This window comes from Thermosediminibacter litoriperuensis, from assembly GCF_008124715.1.
GTDB lineage: Bacteria > Bacillota > Thermosediminibacteria > Thermosediminibacterales > Thermosediminibacteraceae > Thermosediminibacter > Thermosediminibacter litoriperuensis.
The window spans coordinates 21,081-38,154 of sequence record NZ_VNHO01000007.1 but is presented as its reverse complement, the minus strand read 5'-3'; the positions used below and the strand labels follow the sequence as shown (position 1 = coordinate 38,154).

The window sequence follows — 17,074 nt, the reverse complement described above, 5'->3', positions numbered from 1 at the left end:
GACAGCTATGAACAGCATTAAAAAAATCACCAGGTGAGTTCTTGACATCCCTTTCAAATTTTCCTCACCCTCTTACGGTATAATTGATTTTTCCCTGTACTCGGTAGGCGTTAAACCAACTAATTTTTTAAAAACTTTTGTAAAATGGTTTGGATCTTGATACCCCACCCTGTAGGCCACATCTTTCACACTGTAAGCTTCATTTTGCAAGAGCTCTTTGGCATGCCGGATCCGTATATCGGTCAGATAATCGGAAAAAGTCTGTCCTGTTCTGTCCTTAAAGAGTTTGCTGAAATAGTGGTAGCTGATATTTACCCTCCTTGCCACATCGTCCATGCAGATATCCTTTGCATAATTCTCGTTTATGAAATCTATGGCCGTTTCTATTACTTCCCCCATTTCATGGGATCTTATAACCCGAACCTCGCTGATTATATCTTCAATTTTTTTTAAGAACCATAGCTTTATCTCTCTGATATCGTTCAGCTTTGAAAATTCCTCCAGATTTCCCTTTTCTCCCATAACAGCTGTTTCTTTATGGTATGAAACAAATCTTAAAAGTACAATTAGAAGTTCGGTCAGTCTGGCTTTTATTCTTGCAACATCAAATGCGTAATTCAGAGTGAGCCACGCAAAAATCTCCTCAAATATCTCCAAAGCTCCCAGTATGTCTCCCAGCAGTATTTTATCCAGAAGCTGCTTTTCCCGATCGAACGGGTAAAAATCGGGAGCATTGGCCGGAAGACTTAGGTCCCCGTAGTGAAACACCTTTTCTTCGCCGGACAACTTAACAGCCCTGTCAGCTTCTTCGTAAGATTTAAGGAAATGTTTAATATCGCGCGGACTCCCGATTCCTATCTTATAGGGCAGATCCATACTGCCGGAAAGGCTACCGATTATCCGGTTGGCCGTCTTTATGGACTCGTTCCTCACCGAGTACTCGTCTGCATCCTTATGTACGGGCACATATACTATGACCCGATCAAGCATCATCGGGCTTACTAGGCACTTCACCGCGTCTTTCGCCGAGTCTCTGAAAAGGATGCCGAGCTCATACCTGTCTAGATTGCACCTGATGCTATTTTCGTCATCACTTTCATCTCGAACCGCGAATATCATGACGTATCCGTATCGCAGCGGCATTTCAAATACTTCCTCGTAAAAGGGGAGTTTTTTCAAACAATTGCCATCGAATAAAAGAGAGTAAAGAAATTCTCCTTCAAGATGAGGCATAACCTTCGCAAGTTTTTCTTTCAGCTCTATCTCCGCGAGAAAGGTCCGGCGATTCTGTTCGACGACCTCTCCGGCTTTTTTTATCACTTCCACAACTCTGTCTTTGTTTACCGGCTTGAGCAGATATTCCAAAACCCCTAGTTTCAGCGCTTCTTGAGCAAAACCGAAGTTCTCGTATGCAGTAATAATTATGAAGACCATATCGCCGTGCCGGTCTTTTATTCGCCGAATGGCCTCAAGGCCGTCGATTCCGGGCATTTTTATATCAACCAGCAACACATCGGGCTTTAATGTTTCTACCTTCTCAATGGTCTCACGCCCCGATTTTGCATACCCTACAACTTCGGCACCGTCCACAAACTTTTCGACGATGAATTTCAACGAGTCTATAACTATCTGTTCATCGTCGGCTATAAATATCCTAAGCATTCTTTCCCCCCTTAGCTAACGGAATTTTTAATATGACCCTAGTACCGCTGTTTTTCCTGCTGTAAATTTCGATAACATCCGAAACTCGGTTCACATTATAAAACAACATCATCCTGTTGATCACATTATGTAATCCTATGCCGCTCACATGACGTTCAATTCGATCTTCCGTCACTTCCGAATTAAGAATAGATCTTATTGCGGACTCCTCCATTCCCTGGCCGTCATCTTCGATTACCACAGCAATATAATCACTCTGCTTTTTTACTTTTATATCGATTCTGCCGTTCCTCTCCAGCCCTTCTATCCCGTGAATGAAGGCATTTTCAACCAGCGGCTGCACTATGGTACTGGGCACCTCCAGCTCAAGAAGGCTCTCGTCGATATCAAGAGTAAATTGCACTTTATCCCCGAATCTTGTTTTCAAGATATACAAATATGTTCTGACGTGCTCTATCTCATCCCTCAGGGTGACGGGCCTGTCAAGCCTTTTTAAATTATACCTGAAAAGATTTGCCACCTTTTCGATAAAAACTGCCGTTTTTTCCGCTCCTTCCATCAGGGCAAGCTGGGAAGCCGCGTTCAAGGTGTTGAATAAGAAGTGGGGGTTAATCTGCGACTGTAGAAACTTGAGTCTGGCGTCTTTAAGCAGGTTTTTCATCATTAAGTTTTGCATTTCCTGCTCCTGAAGTCTTTTTTCCATTTCCGCCTGACCTTTTATTTTATCTATATAGTTTTTTATGCTGACAGCCATTTTATTAAACGCTTCTGCCAACACCCTAACTTCGTCATCAGTCTCTATCAACACGGGGTCTACATCAAAATCCCCGCTGGAAATTCTTTCGGCTGAAGAAGATAGCTCGATAATCGGACCGGTCATCTTGTATGTAAAGTAGACCGCTAAAAACACGTTGAGGCCCATTGAACCCAATATGATAAAAATATTTATGAAACTTATTACATTCATGTTTCCCCTAATTACGTCATATTTTTGTGAACCTTCCTGCAATTTATTATAAAGTAGTTCGTTTATATACTGCTTTATATACCCGGCTACTTTATGGGATTCGGTAAAATGTGCCAGGTATTGGCTGCTTATCCGGCCCCTTTTGGCGTTGACAGCTGCATCGGCCTCATCGAGCAGGCTCTGGATCATATTGCCAATATCCTTCAGCATCAAGCTGTTCTTATCATAGCCCCTTTCCCCCGCTAGCTTCGCCGATTTTTCCTGCAACCTGCTGGATAAATTGTAATATTCAAGGATCGCCTCTGAAGACCTGGTAGCAAGGTACTTCTCTACATTGGTTTCCAGCGAACTGACGTCTGAATAAAGATCGTTCAAATAAAGGTAATCGGCGAAAATTGCGCTGAAACCGGATATTATCGTCCTTGCGCTGTAATATGAGTACAGGCTGGTAATCCCCATCAAGAGCGTTATGACCAAGTAATAGAAAAGCAGTCTCTTTCTCAAACCTCTGAGCACCTGCATCACCCGTTCGATTTGGTAATGACCTTAACCCCCGTATCGATGAAGGTAGAAGCGTTACCCTTTTCCCTTATCTCAAAAAGGGTTTTTATGCTTTCGTAGCCCATTTTATAAGGATCGCTCATAACAGTACCGTAGATGATGCCTTTATCTATATACCTCATGATATCCGGCGTATCGCCGTAACCCACGATTTTTATATAGCCCACTCGGTTAAAATCCACCACAGTTTGAGCAGCGCCTACAGTGTCTACTGAATCCATACAGTATATAGCGTCAATTTTCTCGGAGCTATTAATTATTGACTGGGTTATTTCCTCGGCGCTCAGTATCCCCAGCTTTGAGGCAAAAATCTTCACAACTTTCATCCCCGGGTAATCCTTGATAGCGTTTAAAAATCCATTTAACTTTAAGTCCTGGGCACTGGTGTCCTTCTGTACGTCGCTGCTCATTATTACCGCGATGTTGGCTCTGCCCCCGGTTGCCTCCACCATCAGTTTCCCGGCTTCTTCTCCAAGGACGAAACTATTGGTGCCCACAAAGGACTTCCTCCGGCTCTGTTTCGCATCATTGTCAACTGTAACAACGGGAATACCTTTTTCATAAGCCTTTTCTATAAGAGCGGTAAAATCCTCGTTGTTCGACACATGGGTGACTATACCGTTGACTTTTGAAGTAACGGCAATATCCAGGTACTTTATCTCTTCACGAGTATCGTTGAATCGCGGTGCATTAAATTCTAGAGCAACTCTGTATTGCTTTGCAGCATCTTGCGCTCCCCGGCGAACCTCCATCCAGAAAGGATCCACGGAATTTGGCGCCACCATGTAAAAATGATATTTGGGCCTTTTATCCAAAATCTGGTCCTCAAATATAGGCCTCGCGGTCATGTAAAAACCATAGACCATCAGGGCAAAAATCAGTGCGAAGGACACAAGCATAAACTTAACGTAAAGACCGTTGTTTTTGTCTCTCATGGGATAACTCCTTTTCTGAACTCTTATATAATATTTCTGCCAAAAAACGTAAAATCCTTTCAGATTAATAATTTACCGTGATTTCGGAAAAATAAAGTTTAGAATATGAAGAGGGGGAGATAATTTTGAAGATCGGTATTATTGGAACGGGATATGTGGGTTCAACCGCCGCTTTTGCTCTCATGCTGCAGGGAATTGTATCGGAAATGGTACTGATAGATATAAATAGGGATAAGGCTGAAGGCGAAGCCCTCGACCTTATTCACTCCATGTCCTTTGTGAGCCCTATCGAGATTTACACCGGCGATTACCGTGATCTGAAAGATGCCAGTATAGTCATAATCTCAGCAGGACCGAGCATCTCCAGGGGTAAAACCAGGCTCGACCTCGCCAGTAAGAATTTTAAAGTATTCAGGGACATAGTGCCCAAGATTGTAGAAAACAGCGAAAACTGCATCCTGCTGGTGGTTACGAACCCTGTGGACGTCCTCTCCTACATCACTTTAAAACTCTCCGGCTTTCCGGAAAACAGGGTCATAGGTTCGGGAACAGTCCTGGACAGTTCGAGATTCAGAGCCGCGTTGAGCAAAAAGCTTAACGTCGATGCCCGCAACATCCACGCTTATATAATAGGGGAACATGGGGATTCCCAGGTGGCCGCCTGGAGCCTTACCAACATCATGGGAATAAAATTTGACGAATTCTGCGCGACTTATATAAAAAACTTCGATCCAGCCATTAAGCAGGAGATAGAGCGGGAGGTAAAATATTCGGCTTACAAAGTTATCGAAAAAAAAGGAGCAACGAGCTTTGCCGTTGCCCTGGCGATTGCAAAAATAGTAAAAAGCATTCTGAGGGATGAAAATTCGATACTTACGGTATCGACGTACGTCCGGTGCCTGGATGAAATCGAGGATGTCTTCTTAAGCCTCCCGTGTGTGGTCAACAGAAACGGAGTTGACAAAGTGCTTGTGCCGCCTCTTTCACCCGCAGAAAAAGAGGCTTTACAGAATTCAGCGGAAGTTATAAAAAAGTATATCGACCGGTTGATGTCATTAACAGTGTAACTTTTCTTATATTTTTCAAATAGTATCACCTGCGCATTACCTCTAAAGCGTTTTTCCCTGCTGTAACTGCTGGTCAATTTCTTTTCGGATTTCGGCAAATTATACTATCGCCAGCAGCATAGACCACGACACCTCCCCCAAAAAAAAGCTTGCCATTAAAGGCAAGCCTGTATAAAAGATTGTTTTTCATTTTTATCGACCAAATAGCTGTATAATTTTCAGCAAAACCCAGGTCAGAGGGTTAGCACCATCGCAAATACTTGAGATATTTGAAGCACCTTCAGGGAATTTAAAGGCTGCGTCGATAGCCGCTTGGGTGTGCAGGGGAGACACATTGGTAGCGATTAATAATCCAACAGCTATTACTATAGCGCCAATGATGACTGATCTGAATACATTTCCCCGGGCAATAGGCGCTACCATTGCTACCATAAAAGGTATTGTAGCCAGGTCACCAAAAGGTAAAACTCTATTCCCCGGAATAATCAAAGCTAAAAATATCGTAATAGGAACGAGGATCAACGCAGTTGCTATAGCAGCGGGATGCCCGATAGCAACCGCGGAATCCAAACCTATATAAAACTCTTTACCCGCAAATCTCTTTTGCATGAAAGTTTTAGCTGCTTCGGAAACAGGTATAAGTCCCTCCATAAGGATTCTTACCATTCTAGGCATTAAGAACATGACACCTGCCATTGACATACCGAGGTTCAACGTAGCTTTTGCATCGTACTTTGCCAGCAACCCGAGGATTATACCCAAAACCAGGCCCATTACCACAGGTTCTCCAAAAACTCCGAATTTTTTACTTATATGTTCAGGGTCAGCCTCAATTTTATTTATAACAGGTATTTTATCGATCAGTTTATTTAATGGTATAGCAATGGGAACATATGCTGCGGAAAATCCGTGAGGTAATGATATACCTGGTAGGCCATAAAAATCCTGCACCATAGGTGCGGTCCAATCACCTAGTTTTAAAACAATAGCAGCATTAATAGCGGCAGCCAGCATACCTAACGGCAGACTTCCCGTAGCGGCGGTTACAAGAGCACCTGTAAAGGCAAAATGCCAGTAATTCCATAAATCTACATTAACGGTTTTAGTGGTTTTGGTAGCAAGCATTATTATATTTACAAGAAGGCCAATTGGTATTACAAAGGCGCCAACCTTTGAAGCAAAAGCAATGGCAGCAGCCGCTGGCCAACCAACATCTACAACGTCGAGTTTGACTCCCATATTCTCCACCATAGCTTTTGCAGCAGGCCCAAGGTTGTTAACCAAGAGACCAATAACCAGATTGATACCAATAAACCCTATACCAATTGTTATGCCTGCTCTAAAGGACTTCCCCGGCTTTTCCCCAAGGATTAAGCCCAATATAAAAATTATTACAGGAAGCATCACCACAGCGCCTAGATCAAGGATAAACTTGATAATCGACATTTGATAACCCCCTTTTAAATTACTTTTTCAATTCATTGATTATTTCCTGAATTGCTTTCTCTTCACCTATACCTGTAATAAAAGAAAGTCCATTTATTACCGGAATATTGTATTTATCCTTTAGAATAGTGGTTGTTACAATTAAATCGGCCCCATCAGCATAGCTTCTAAGTTCAGTTATTTTACATTGAATAATACTGGCATTGATCCCCTCCTTCTTACATGCTTCAGATATCTTGTCTGCCACAACTGTCGAAGTTGCGATTCCCGTGCCACATGCCACGATTATTCTTTTGGTCTTCATCAACGTATCTCCTCCCTGTTTAATCTTTCGCGTTAAAATTTAATTTTTTATAAAATATAACACCTCCGTTTTCCCAATTTTTTAACTTGGGAAATTATAAACGTTTGAATCATGATTTTGGTGGGTTTAAGCTTATTAATGGTGCCAAAAGTGATATTATTCTATCTTTGCTCGTCATATTTGACAACATCAAAAGTAATTTTTTATCTTGAAACATTGAGACAAGATTTTTCAGCAAATTTACCTGCATTTTAGGCTCGTTTATAGCCAGCATAAACACTAATTTTACATCGACTTCTTCTGCAGTGTTCCCCATGACATTGAATTTTACAGGATTCTTCAATATTGCTAGCGCGATTCCGGGCATTAAAACATGGTTCAAATCAGCATGAGGTATAGCTACTCCAACACCTTCGGTTGGAAGACCGGTCGGAAAAATCTTTTCCCTCTCTAAAATAGCCCCCAGATAGCTATCTTTAACGTATCCCTTAGCAATTAACAGTTTCGCCAGGCTTTCGATGACTTCTTCCTTATTTTTAGCTTCTAAATCTGTTTCGATTAAATCTACATTTAATAAGTTGAATTCCGGCATTTATTTTGCCTCCTCGAAATAAGTTTGAAATTCAATTTTATTTCTCACAAATTCCTCCAAATAAATTAAAGCAAATTTCATTCCAACAAAACGTATCAATTTAGTTTATACCCAGCATATATTCTAAAAATACTTCTTTAACTATGGTAGGATCTTTTAAAGTCTTGACTTTGGCAATAAACTCGGCATCTTCAATGATTTTATATAAACCTCGTAAAATTTCTACTGAGTTTTCCTTTAATGCTATCATCAACACAATTTCTGCCTCTTTTTCAGGTGACCATTCTATGGGGTGTTTTAAAATCGCTATGGCTACAGCAGGTTTTATAACATTTTCAGGGGTGCCGTGAGGTATAGCAACTTTATTTTTCATAAAGGTTGGTCCCATAACCTCTCTTCTATATACGTCCAACAAAAATTTCTCATTGACATAACCACATGTTACCAAAAGATTTCCAAGACCATCTAAAACGTCATTTTTTACATTGAAACCATCGGTAATAATGATTAAATCCTCATGAAAAATATCCGCAAAAGGTAGAACCCCGAATGACTCGTTTCTTAACGCATCGGAGAAGCCTCTTAATCCTAATATTCTTCTTATTTTATCAATTGCCCTACCGCTGATTAATTCTTCTAAAGGAATGAAAGGAATATCTTTATCATCGGGGTTTATAGTCCCCACTATTGCTGCCACTTTTCTTACTGATTTTATTCTAGTAATTTTTTGTCTAATGTCTTCATTCGCTATCGCGCCAACAGGAATTATATCGGCTCTCTCAGAAACATCTGGCACCATCTTTTTAATAAGCTCTTTTAATTTAACCGCTGTCCCCTCCCCAGTTATACAAACGGTTAGAAGAACACGTTTATCCCCTTCTTGAACTGTTAGATCAGGCATATACCTGCCTATTTCAATTTCGTGTTTTTCTATATTCTTTACTATATCATCCAAATTAGTATCGGGTAGAATGGCTCTCCTAACTGCCTCAAGAACCATTACGGTATCAACTCGTCCCATGGTCCGCGTTGGTATTCCGGTCTTTTGGGTGATTATTTCCCCAAAAGTTACAAGAGAACCCATATCGACTAAAAGTAACACACCCTTACCTTCATCGATTTCTTTAACCACTTCCATAGTTTTGTGAAGAGCTGACTCGGGTTTTTCATCCAAACCCATCTCTATGCCAACGGCGTGATTAACCCCCAGGAGACGGTTGGCAACTTCAACCATACCTTTAGCCACATGTCCGTGAGTTAGTACTACCACCCCTACTCTTCCCGTTTTTAAATCAATGGGATGAGTTGTAGTCCGGAGATACATAGCTACAAAAGCTACTTCATCCTCCGGCATCTTACATCCCGTCGCCGACTCGACGATCTCCACCATTTCCTTCGCAACCCTGTATTCCAGCCTGTATTCATTTTTGACCTTTTCAAGCTGAGGGTTGATGATGGGCTTGCCCTGCCGGATGCGATCAAGGGTGGCGCTCAGGTGTATGGCCAGGCAGTAAAATAGGTGGTTGTCCATCTTGCCCAGCTTTCTTTCGGCTATCCTGACCATCTGTTCCGCCAGATTGACGATATGGGAACCGACGATGCCCTCCAGGTCTTTTTTATCCAGCATTTTATGTTTTGTCTCGAACTGTCTGACCAGTTGCTGGAATTTTAGCTCGAGTTCCCCTCCTATAACCCTGTTGATGACGTCCTGGCTCAAGCCCTGGTTCTGAAGTTCCTGGTATTTCTCTTCGATGTACCTGTATATTTCCTCCGGTAAAATATACAGGTCTTCCTTCGGCAAAAACGTAATGCTGGATTCGCCGGGGTTTACCACAAGATCCCCTTTCAGAATCGTTTCGATTTCCGGTATTCGATACTGAACCTTCAGCATTCCCCTCCTGGCGTGTACCGGCAGGTCGATCAGATCCACCTCGATAAAATCCTGCTGGTTTCCTATATACGACAAAAATCCTCTGGCACACGCCACCTGTATATCGCTCCTGAGCTGTCCTATGTTGCCCGGGCAATCGTACATCAGCAGAGCCCTCAGAGCCTCCTGTCTGATTTTTATTTTTACCCCTATCCGGTCCGACTCTTTCCTGAAAAAATCTTTTATTATCTCGTATCTTTCGGATATGGGTCTGGCCGAAAGAGAAGGTAGCTCGATTATCATCGGGATCCTGCGCCTGAAAGTCAAAAGCAAAGAGGACTCGATATCTTCCGTGGTAGCGGCTATAATCATTACATTTACCGAGCGGTAGGCCTCCGTCTCGCCGAGGCGTCTGAACTTCCCCTTATCTATAAGGTAGTACAGAATCTCCTGGCCCTCGGGAGGAAGGCGGTGTACTTCGTCCAGGAACAGTATGCCGCCGTTGGCTTTTTCCACCAGACCCTCCTTTGATGAATCCGCCCCCGTATATGCGCCTTTGATATGGCCGAACAGCTGGGATAAAAGAAGCTGCGGATTTTCGGCGTAGTCGGCACAATTGAATACCACAAAGGGGGCGTTCGGAGGAAGTTTTCCGATTTCGATGGCATAGTGGTACATGGCCTCCGCCAGAATGCTCTTGCCAACGCCCGTCGGTCCCAGGATGAGGGTATGAAGGCCGTGGGGAGGATAAAGAACGGCAGCTTTTGCCTGCTGGATCTGGGGCTTCAAACTCCCGTCGTGACCGATGATCCTCTCGAAAGCGGTTGAACTTTCGGAGCCAGCCTTAAATTTTTTTTCAGGCGTTTCCTGCACTTGTTTTTGAATTGTTGCGGGCAATTCCCTGCGGAGCTGGGAAATTATAAACCTGGACACGTTAAAGCCGCGTTTCTGAATGAGCCTTGTCAGCTCCCTGTCTGATACGCCGGGGTTTTTCAACATCTCCTCTTCCATAGCTTTCAGCAGGTGAGGTTTGCGCCTTTCGCGAGAATCGGGGATTTTGAGCTCTCCCCTCAAGATAGTCACCTCGTCGCGCCTTGCCCCCAGCATGGCAGCCAGCTGTTCGTCGGTATAAGGGTTTTTCTTATCTTCGTTTTTGATAAGCTCCATCAGACGTTCTTTCATACCCGTCCACCTCTCGTTAAATTCACATTTTATGCAATAACTGTACCATTTTCGTTTTTATAGGGAATTCAGGTATCATCTTTCCACAAAACATGCCGGTTATTCAACATTGTTGTAAAAAGAGCCTGACAGTAGCGTCAGGCTCTTTAGGCTCCGATATGCTCCTTGTTATTTATGAAAATACTCGTATACGGCCAGGGCGGCTTTTTTATTCATTCCAGGCACCTTTGACAATTCTTCCGGAGTGGCTTTTTTTATAGCCTCCAGACTCCCCAAGGCTTTAAGCAGAGCTTTTCTTCGCGCCTCTCCTATGCCGGGTATATCTTCGAGAACCGATTTCAAGTTCCTCCTGGTGCGCAGTTTTCTGTGATAGGCTAAAGCAAAGCGGTGAGCTTCGTCCCTTACCCTTTGAAGCAGTTGTAAAGCATGGGAATCGCAGGGCAGGATTATAGGCTCGTCCTTGCCTTCGATAAAAATATGCTCAAATTCTTTCGCAAGGCCTATAGTCGGAATATAATCCAGGTTCAATTCTCTCAAGGCCTCCCGGGCGTATCTTAATTGCCCCTTTCCCCCGTCTATAACGAGCAGGTCGGGGAAATCCCTGAACTTTTCGTGGCCTTCAAGCCCCCTTTTGAACCTCCTGGAAACGGCTTCTTTTATACTCTCAAAATCATTGGGGCCCTCAACCGTCTTAATCCTGAACTTCCTGTAGTCCTCCTTTTTCGGCATGCCGTCCTCGAAGACCACCATAGAAGCCACCGACTCGTACCCTTGTATATTTGAAATGTCGAAGGCCTCTATACGCCTGGGAATATCTCTTAGGCCAAAGCATATTTTCAACTCTTCCATCGCCTTTATGTTTCTAATCCTCTCCCTCTCTTCAGCACTTTCCCTCTGCTCCAGATAGGCCCTAGCATTTTCCGCCACCAATTCAGCCAGCTGCTTTTTCTCTCCTCTCCTGGGTATAGTTATCTTCACTTTTGAGCCTTTTTTCCCGGAGAGCCAGCTTTCAATCGTGTCCCTGTCATCTATTTCTTCTTCTACGATGATCTCCTTTGGGATAAAAGAAGCGTTGTCGTAAAACTGTTTAACAAAAGACGCCAGGATTTCCTTTCTTTCTGCACCGTCGGTATTTTTTAACATAAAGGGCTCCCGCTCTATAAGCTTTCCTTCCCGCACAAAAAACACCATCACGCAGGCCGTATCAAAGCCGCGCGTCATTGCTATGACATCCTGGTCAACCATGTCTGTGGACACAATCTTTTGTTTTTCCAGCAATTTTTCCAGGGCTTGAATCTGGTTCCGATAAACTGCCGCTGTTTCGAAATCAAGGGCCTGGGCGGCTTGTTCCATTTTTTGCCTCAGGTAGTTAAGAAGCGCTTCCTGTCTGCCTTCGAGAAACATCACGACGTTTTTAATTAATTCATCGTATTCTCCTTTTTGCAGATTTCCCTGGCAGGGGGCAAGACACCGGTTTATGTGGTAATTGAGGCAGGACCGCTCTTTTAAGGGAACCCGGCTTAAATCCTTTTTACAGCTCCTAACCGGAAAAATTTTTCTCAAAACGTCTATTGCTTCCCTCATAGCTCCCGCGTCGACGTAAGGCCCGAAATACCGCGCGCCGTCTTTTTTGATTTTCCGCACCACCTCAATTCTGGGGAAAGGCTCGTTCAAGGTGATTTTGATGTAAGGATACTGCTTGTCGTCCTTTAGAAGGATGTTGTACTTAGGTTTGTAAAATTTTATGAGGTTGCACTCCAGGATAAGCGCTTCCACTTCGGAATCGGTCACGATATACTCTATGTCGTCAATGTGAGAAACCATTGAACTCACTTTGGAAGGGAGGCTATCCCCTGCCTTAAAATAAGATCTAACCCGGTTTTTCAATGAAACGGCTTTTCCCACGTATATGACTTTCCCGTTTTTATCCTTCATTATATAGACCCCGGGTTTTTCCGGAAATGATTCTATTCTTTCGGGATTGAACATAAAAAATCCCTCCCGCTTTTATTATACCATGAGCGAAAGGGTATCACCGCCGCTGACTCGTGTGGTTTACGTGTTCGAAACCTTCTTTAATGATTTGAATTACGTGATCGTCGTCCAGTGAATAATACACCTGTTTCCCTTCCCTCCGGAATTTGACCAGGTGCGCCACCCGGAGAACTCGAAGGTGATGGGATACGTTGGATATGGTCATCCCCAGTATGGCCGCAATATCGCACACGCAAAGCTCTTCCTTTGAAAGCAGGTACACGATTTTGACCCTGGTTTCATCCGCCAGTACTTTAAACAGTTCCGCCAGATCCCCCATATGGGGTACGGTCCCCATCAAGTTTTTTACTTTCTCTTCATCGATACAAAATACATCGCATAAATCCGGGCTCGAATTTTTCCTTTCTTCCATCGGCTTTCACCTGTTAATAATTCCTTTTTGCTAATTATAACTTATTTTCGGCATTTTGTCACGCGGATCACAGCTCAAATCCCACTTATCTCCCGAACCTCCCCGCATCAGGATCTCCAGCAATCTGTCATCATAAAAACCGATAACGGGTATTTCCCCGCAGCCTTTCAACCGGATTCTTATATTCCCCCTTTCGTCTTCCTCTACAACGCCTCCGTAAAAATGTTTTTTTATAAAAACCAGCATGCTGGTATCCTCTATTACCAGCGCCAGAACTTTATTATGGTTGAGCAATTCTATATCATCCCGTGATATTCGCTTTCCAAAAACGACCACCCGGGGTATACCAGCTCCCTTGTAACCTTCAACCAGCACTACGTCCATATCTTTGAGTTCGTCTAAAATCTCAAAAAGAGATTTCTCTCCATCGCAGCGCTCTATCTTCAGCAATTCTTTGCCCGACGATGCGATCACAGCATCGGCTCCGGCGTCAAAAAATCTGCCTGTATCCTTTTGCCCCACATCAAAACCATGAGGGGTGTGTTTTACAACTCCAACCTTTATTCCTCTCTTTTTTAATTCCCGCACAACCCAGGTTATCAGTGTGGTTTTGCCGCTGTCGGAAAAACCTACAAATCCTGTGACTTTCAACAGCACCACCCGCGATGTAAATAATGAAATAATGTATAGAAGCATTATACTCAAATAATTCAAAAAAAACAATACCCGCCCTGGTCCCCTCTCTTATTGAGAGAGATCTCTGGGCGGGAAAATAATATCCTTCATGCTACGTTAAGATCGAGTTACGCGCCCTCTTTCTCGAAAAACTCCCTGGTTAATTTAAAGATTATTCCTCTCAAACCTATAAGGCCGATGAGGTTCGGTACTGCCATAAGGCCGTTTAAAGTATCCGCCAGGTCCCACAGTGTCTCGAGTCCACCGACTGCACCTATTACCACAAAAGGTATAAATATGATTCTGTAAATAATCTTTACGCCTACGCCGAAGAGGTACTCGGCAGACTTTTCCCCGTAATAGGACCAGCTGAGCAGGGTTGAGAACGCGAAAAGCAGTATACCTATGGCTACTATAATGCCGCCCGGTCCCGGTAGCCCCTGGTTAAACGCAGCGGTGGTCAACGCAGCACCGGTAAGCTGCTCGCCAGCCGCATCCACCTGGGTCCATACGCCGGTGGTGAGTATTGTAAGGGAGGTTAGCGAGCATATAACGATAGTATCCATAAAAACCTCGAAAATCCCCCACAAACCCTGGCGGACCGGATGGTCGGTGGTGGCCGCAGCATGGGCTATGGGTGCGCTGCCCAAACCGGCTTCGTTGGAAAAAACACCTCTGGCCACACCGTATTTCATCGCCATCATAACTGTAGATCCGGCGAATCCGCCGATGGCAGCCGATCCTGTGAAGGCTTGACTTATAATCATTGCGATGGCGGAAGGCAGTCGCGATATATTCAATAGAAGTATTATGACAGATCCAACTATATAAAATGCGGCCATAAAGGGCACCAGTTTTTCAGTAACTATAGCCAGCCTCTTTAAACCTCCGAGGATTACAAGGGCGGTCATTATTGCAAGAGCTATACCGGTATATAACTTCGGGATCCCGAAAGTCGCATCAAGGGAAGCAGCTACCGAATTGGCCTGAACCATATTGCCTATACCGAAGGCAGCTATTGCACCGAACAGTGCAAAAAGCACCGCTAGCACCTTGATTTTAAGCCCCTTCTCCAGATAATACATAGGCCCACCGGCAAAACTTCCGTCAGGTTTTCTCTCCCTGAAATGAACCGCCAGCACGACTTCACCGAATTTGGTTGCCATGCCCACAAAAGCGGAGACGAGCATCCAGAAAACAGCTCCCGGTCCGCCAGTTGCAATGGCCGTAGCAACACCCGCTATATTGCCGGTTCCAACCGTCGCCGCTAGAGCCGTTGCCAGAGCCTGAAAGGGGGTTACTTCTCCTTCTCCCCTCTGCTGTTTTTCAAACATTTTAAACAACGTATTTTTCATTACATAAGAGAATTTTCTAAGCTGTATGAATCCCAGGCCTATGGTAAGGATAAGGCCCGTTCCAACGATCAGAATAAGCATAGGTGGACCCCATACTATACCATTGACGATACCATTGATTTCTAATAATTTGTCCATAATTTGTGGTAATTTTTCTGACATATGACTCCTCCTAAACAGTCATTTTTATAAATTTCTTATTATAGTCAAAATTTAACCCCATATCCCCCCTTTCGAAATGTATTTATATTTTTCGATTTTTCTATCACTATTATATAACAAAAGCAATTTACTTGCCAAATACTGCAAAGGGCTAAATTATAAACTATTTAATATAATCGTTATACAGTAGTGGAAACTTTTTATTCCATAGTTTCCATTTTTAAAAGGGTTTTTTTAATTTAATAGAGAATATTAATACATGATAAAATGCTTACTCCGGAGGGTTTGCTGTGAAAAAATTAAGATACAGGATACGATTCAACGACCGGGTGGGGATGGTGAGGGATATTTCGGAAATCGTGGCAAAAGAAGGGGCGAACATATCTTCTCTGGCGGTAAAACGGGGCGAAATTTATCTTCAGGTAGAACCCATGCCTGATGATAAGCTCCATTCGATACTCCGGGATATTTCGCGCATCCCAGATGTCTACGAGTTAACTCCCGTGGAATGGATGCCCCATGAACTTGCCGAGCAACAGCTGAGAACGGTGATAAATTCCGTCCGCGAAGGCATACTTTCTATAAACAGGAGCTTTATCATCTCCACGTGCAATGTCCGTGCTATGCAGATCCTCGGGTTCGATAAACCTCCGGTAGGAGCGATTCTTTACAATGTACTGGATTTGCCGGAGGATATTTTAGAACTAATGGAAAAAGGCAAACCCGTCGAGCAGAAAGAAGTCATCATCAGGACGTCCAAGGGGCCTTCTCGCTTTATGATCAACTCAAAACCGATTTTCGACGACAGGGGAAAGACGGCAGGAGCCGTAATAACTATAATGAAGATGTCGGAAATCAGGCGGCTCGCCCATTCCCTGACGAGGCCCGTCATGGTTACCTTTGAGGACATTATATATCAAAGTAAAAAAATAAAAGAAATAGTTGACCTGGCGAAGACTGTAGCAGCCGGAGACTCCACGGTGCTTTTGAGGGGGGAAAGCGGCACCGGTAAGGAACTTTTTGCGAGGGCGATTCACATGGAGAGCCCCCGGAGGGACTACCCCTTTGTCGCCGTGAACTGCGCCGCAATCCCTGATACGCTGCTGGAAAGTGAACTGTTCGGCTACGCTGACGGCACATTTACTGGAGCCAGGCGCGGAGGACGACCCGGCCTTTTTGAATTTGCCCATCACGGCACCATATTCCTCGACGAAATAGCGGAACTCCCACCCCATATCCAGGCAAAGCTACTGCGGGTATTACAGGAAGGAAGCGTCCGCCGGCTCGGCGAAATGGAGGAGATTAGAGTAGACGTTAGGATAATAGCGGCCACCAATCGTTCTCTCGAAGAGATGATAGTCAGGGGTGATTTTAGAGCGGACCTTTTTTACCGCCTTAATGTCATACCCATTTACCTGCCTCCTTTGAGAGAGCATAAGGAAGATATACCCGTTCTTGTAGATTACTTTATAAAAAAATTCAACCAGAAGTTCAACAAATCGGTGCAGGGCATTTCTCCTGATGCCCTTGAACTTCTTCTCAACTACCACTGGCCGGGCAATATCAGGGAACTGGAAAACGTTATGGAGAGGGCCATGAACCTTTGCAAAGGCCACATTATAAAAGCCAAAGATATCATCATAAATACGCCCTCGATCTTGGTTTCACCCGGGGAAAAATATTTTCATTTAGAAGAAATGGTCCGGGAAACGGAAAAAGAGGCTCTGCTGAGAGCTCTATCCCAGGGAGGCAGTGCGAGAAAAGCGGCAAAGATTCTGGGGGTGTCCCATACTACCGTAATCAAAAAAATAAAAAAATATGGTCTGACCCCTGACTAATTCCATAGTGGAACTTTATGTTTCCACCCCTTTGATTGCTGAGGTCCGCCC

At 43.9% G+C, this 17,074-nt stretch carries 13 protein-coding genes; 2 read left to right on the top strand and 11 right to left on the bottom strand.

Features of this window, described 5'->3' with window-relative positions:
* Window positions 1–72: 72 nt before the first annotated feature.
* From LZ11_RS04030 to LZ11_RS04020, 3 genes are read right to left on the bottom strand one after another with little or no spacing between them, the layout of a single operon-like run.
* A complete protein-coding gene (locus LZ11_RS04030) occupies window positions 73–1,662 on the bottom strand; it encodes a helix-turn-helix domain-containing protein (protein WP_148866628.1) in 1,590 nt (529 codons plus the stop codon).
* The gene (locus LZ11_RS04025; RefSeq protein ID WP_425473432.1) at window positions 1,655–3,163 is read right to left on the bottom strand and encodes a sensor histidine kinase; all 1,509 of its coding nucleotides are present in this window, start codon (window positions 3,161–3,163) and stop codon (window positions 1,655–1,657) included. Before LZ11_RS04025 ends, LZ11_RS04030 begins: the two co-directional genes overlap by 8 nt.
* Complete coding sequence (locus LZ11_RS04020) at window positions 3,151–4,125, bottom strand: substrate-binding domain-containing protein (protein WP_148866626.1); 975 nt, start codon at window positions 4,123–4,125, stop codon at window positions 3,151–3,153. Before LZ11_RS04020 ends, LZ11_RS04025 begins: the two co-directional genes overlap by 13 nt.
* A 125-nt stretch (window positions 4,126–4,250) precedes the next feature.
* Between LZ11_RS04020 and LZ11_RS04015 the strand changes: the two genes are divergently transcribed.
* A complete protein-coding gene (locus tag LZ11_RS04015) occupies window positions 4,251–5,192 on the top strand; it encodes an L-lactate dehydrogenase (RefSeq protein ID WP_148866625.1) in 942 nt (313 codons plus the stop codon).
* Between the two features lie 192 nt (window positions 5,193–5,384).
* Here the strand turns inward: LZ11_RS04015 and LZ11_RS04010 are convergent, their stop codons facing one another.
* The 8 genes from LZ11_RS04010 to LZ11_RS03975 all read right to left on the bottom strand — a co-directional run bounded on the left by LZ11_RS04010 (window position 5,385) and on the right by LZ11_RS03975 (window position 15,161).
* Window positions 5,385–6,638: a PTS galactitol transporter subunit IIC gene (locus tag LZ11_RS04010; protein WP_148866624.1), complete on the bottom strand. Its 1,254-nt coding sequence runs from the start codon at window positions 6,636–6,638 to the stop codon at window positions 5,385–5,387.
* Window positions 6,639–6,657: 19 nt separating this feature from the next.
* Window positions 6,658–6,942 (bottom strand): PTS sugar transporter subunit IIB, encoded by a 285-nt coding sequence (locus LZ11_RS04005; protein WP_148866703.1) that lies wholly within the window; start codon window positions 6,940–6,942, stop codon window positions 6,658–6,660.
* 109 nt (window positions 6,943–7,051) lie between these two features.
* The gene (locus tag LZ11_RS04000; protein WP_148866623.1) at window positions 7,052–7,534 is read right to left on the bottom strand and encodes a PTS sugar transporter subunit IIA; all 483 of its coding nucleotides are present in this window, start codon (window positions 7,532–7,534) and stop codon (window positions 7,052–7,054) included.
* Between the two features lie 100 nt (window positions 7,535–7,634).
* On the bottom strand, window positions 7,635–10,586 hold the full coding sequence (locus LZ11_RS03995; RefSeq protein WP_148866622.1) for a sigma 54-interacting transcriptional regulator: 2,952 nt from the start codon (window positions 10,584–10,586) through the stop codon (window positions 7,635–7,637).
* Between the two features lie 168 nt (window positions 10,587–10,754).
* Window positions 10,755–12,575 carry an excinuclease ABC subunit UvrC gene (uvrC, locus tag LZ11_RS03990; RefSeq protein ID WP_148866621.1) on the bottom strand — a complete coding sequence of 607 codons (1,821 nt, stop codon included), beginning with the start codon at window positions 12,573–12,575 and terminating at the stop codon, window positions 10,755–10,757.
* Between the two features lie 43 nt (window positions 12,576–12,618).
* Window positions 12,619–12,993 (bottom strand): ArsR/SmtB family transcription factor, encoded by a 375-nt coding sequence (locus tag LZ11_RS03985; protein WP_148866620.1) that lies wholly within the window; start codon window positions 12,991–12,993, stop codon window positions 12,619–12,621.
* 30 nt (window positions 12,994–13,023) lie between these two features.
* Window positions 13,024–13,644, bottom strand: a complete 621-nt coding sequence (mobB, locus tag LZ11_RS03980; protein ID WP_170240285.1) for a molybdopterin-guanine dinucleotide biosynthesis protein B — start codon at window positions 13,642–13,644, stop codon at window positions 13,024–13,026.
* 152 nt (window positions 13,645–13,796) lie between these two features.
* On the bottom strand, window positions 13,797–15,161 hold the full coding sequence (locus LZ11_RS03975) for an amino acid carrier protein (RefSeq protein ID WP_148866702.1): 1,365 nt from the start codon (window positions 15,159–15,161) through the stop codon (window positions 13,797–13,799).
* A 314-nt stretch (window positions 15,162–15,475) separates the two neighbouring features.
* Here LZ11_RS03975 and LZ11_RS03970 point away from each other — a divergent pair, with 314 nt between their 5' ends.
* Window positions 15,476–17,023: a sigma 54-interacting transcriptional regulator gene (locus tag LZ11_RS03970; protein WP_148866618.1), complete on the top strand. Its 1,548-nt coding sequence runs from the start codon at window positions 15,476–15,478 to the stop codon at window positions 17,021–17,023.
* Window positions 17,024–17,074: the final 51 nt, after the last annotated feature.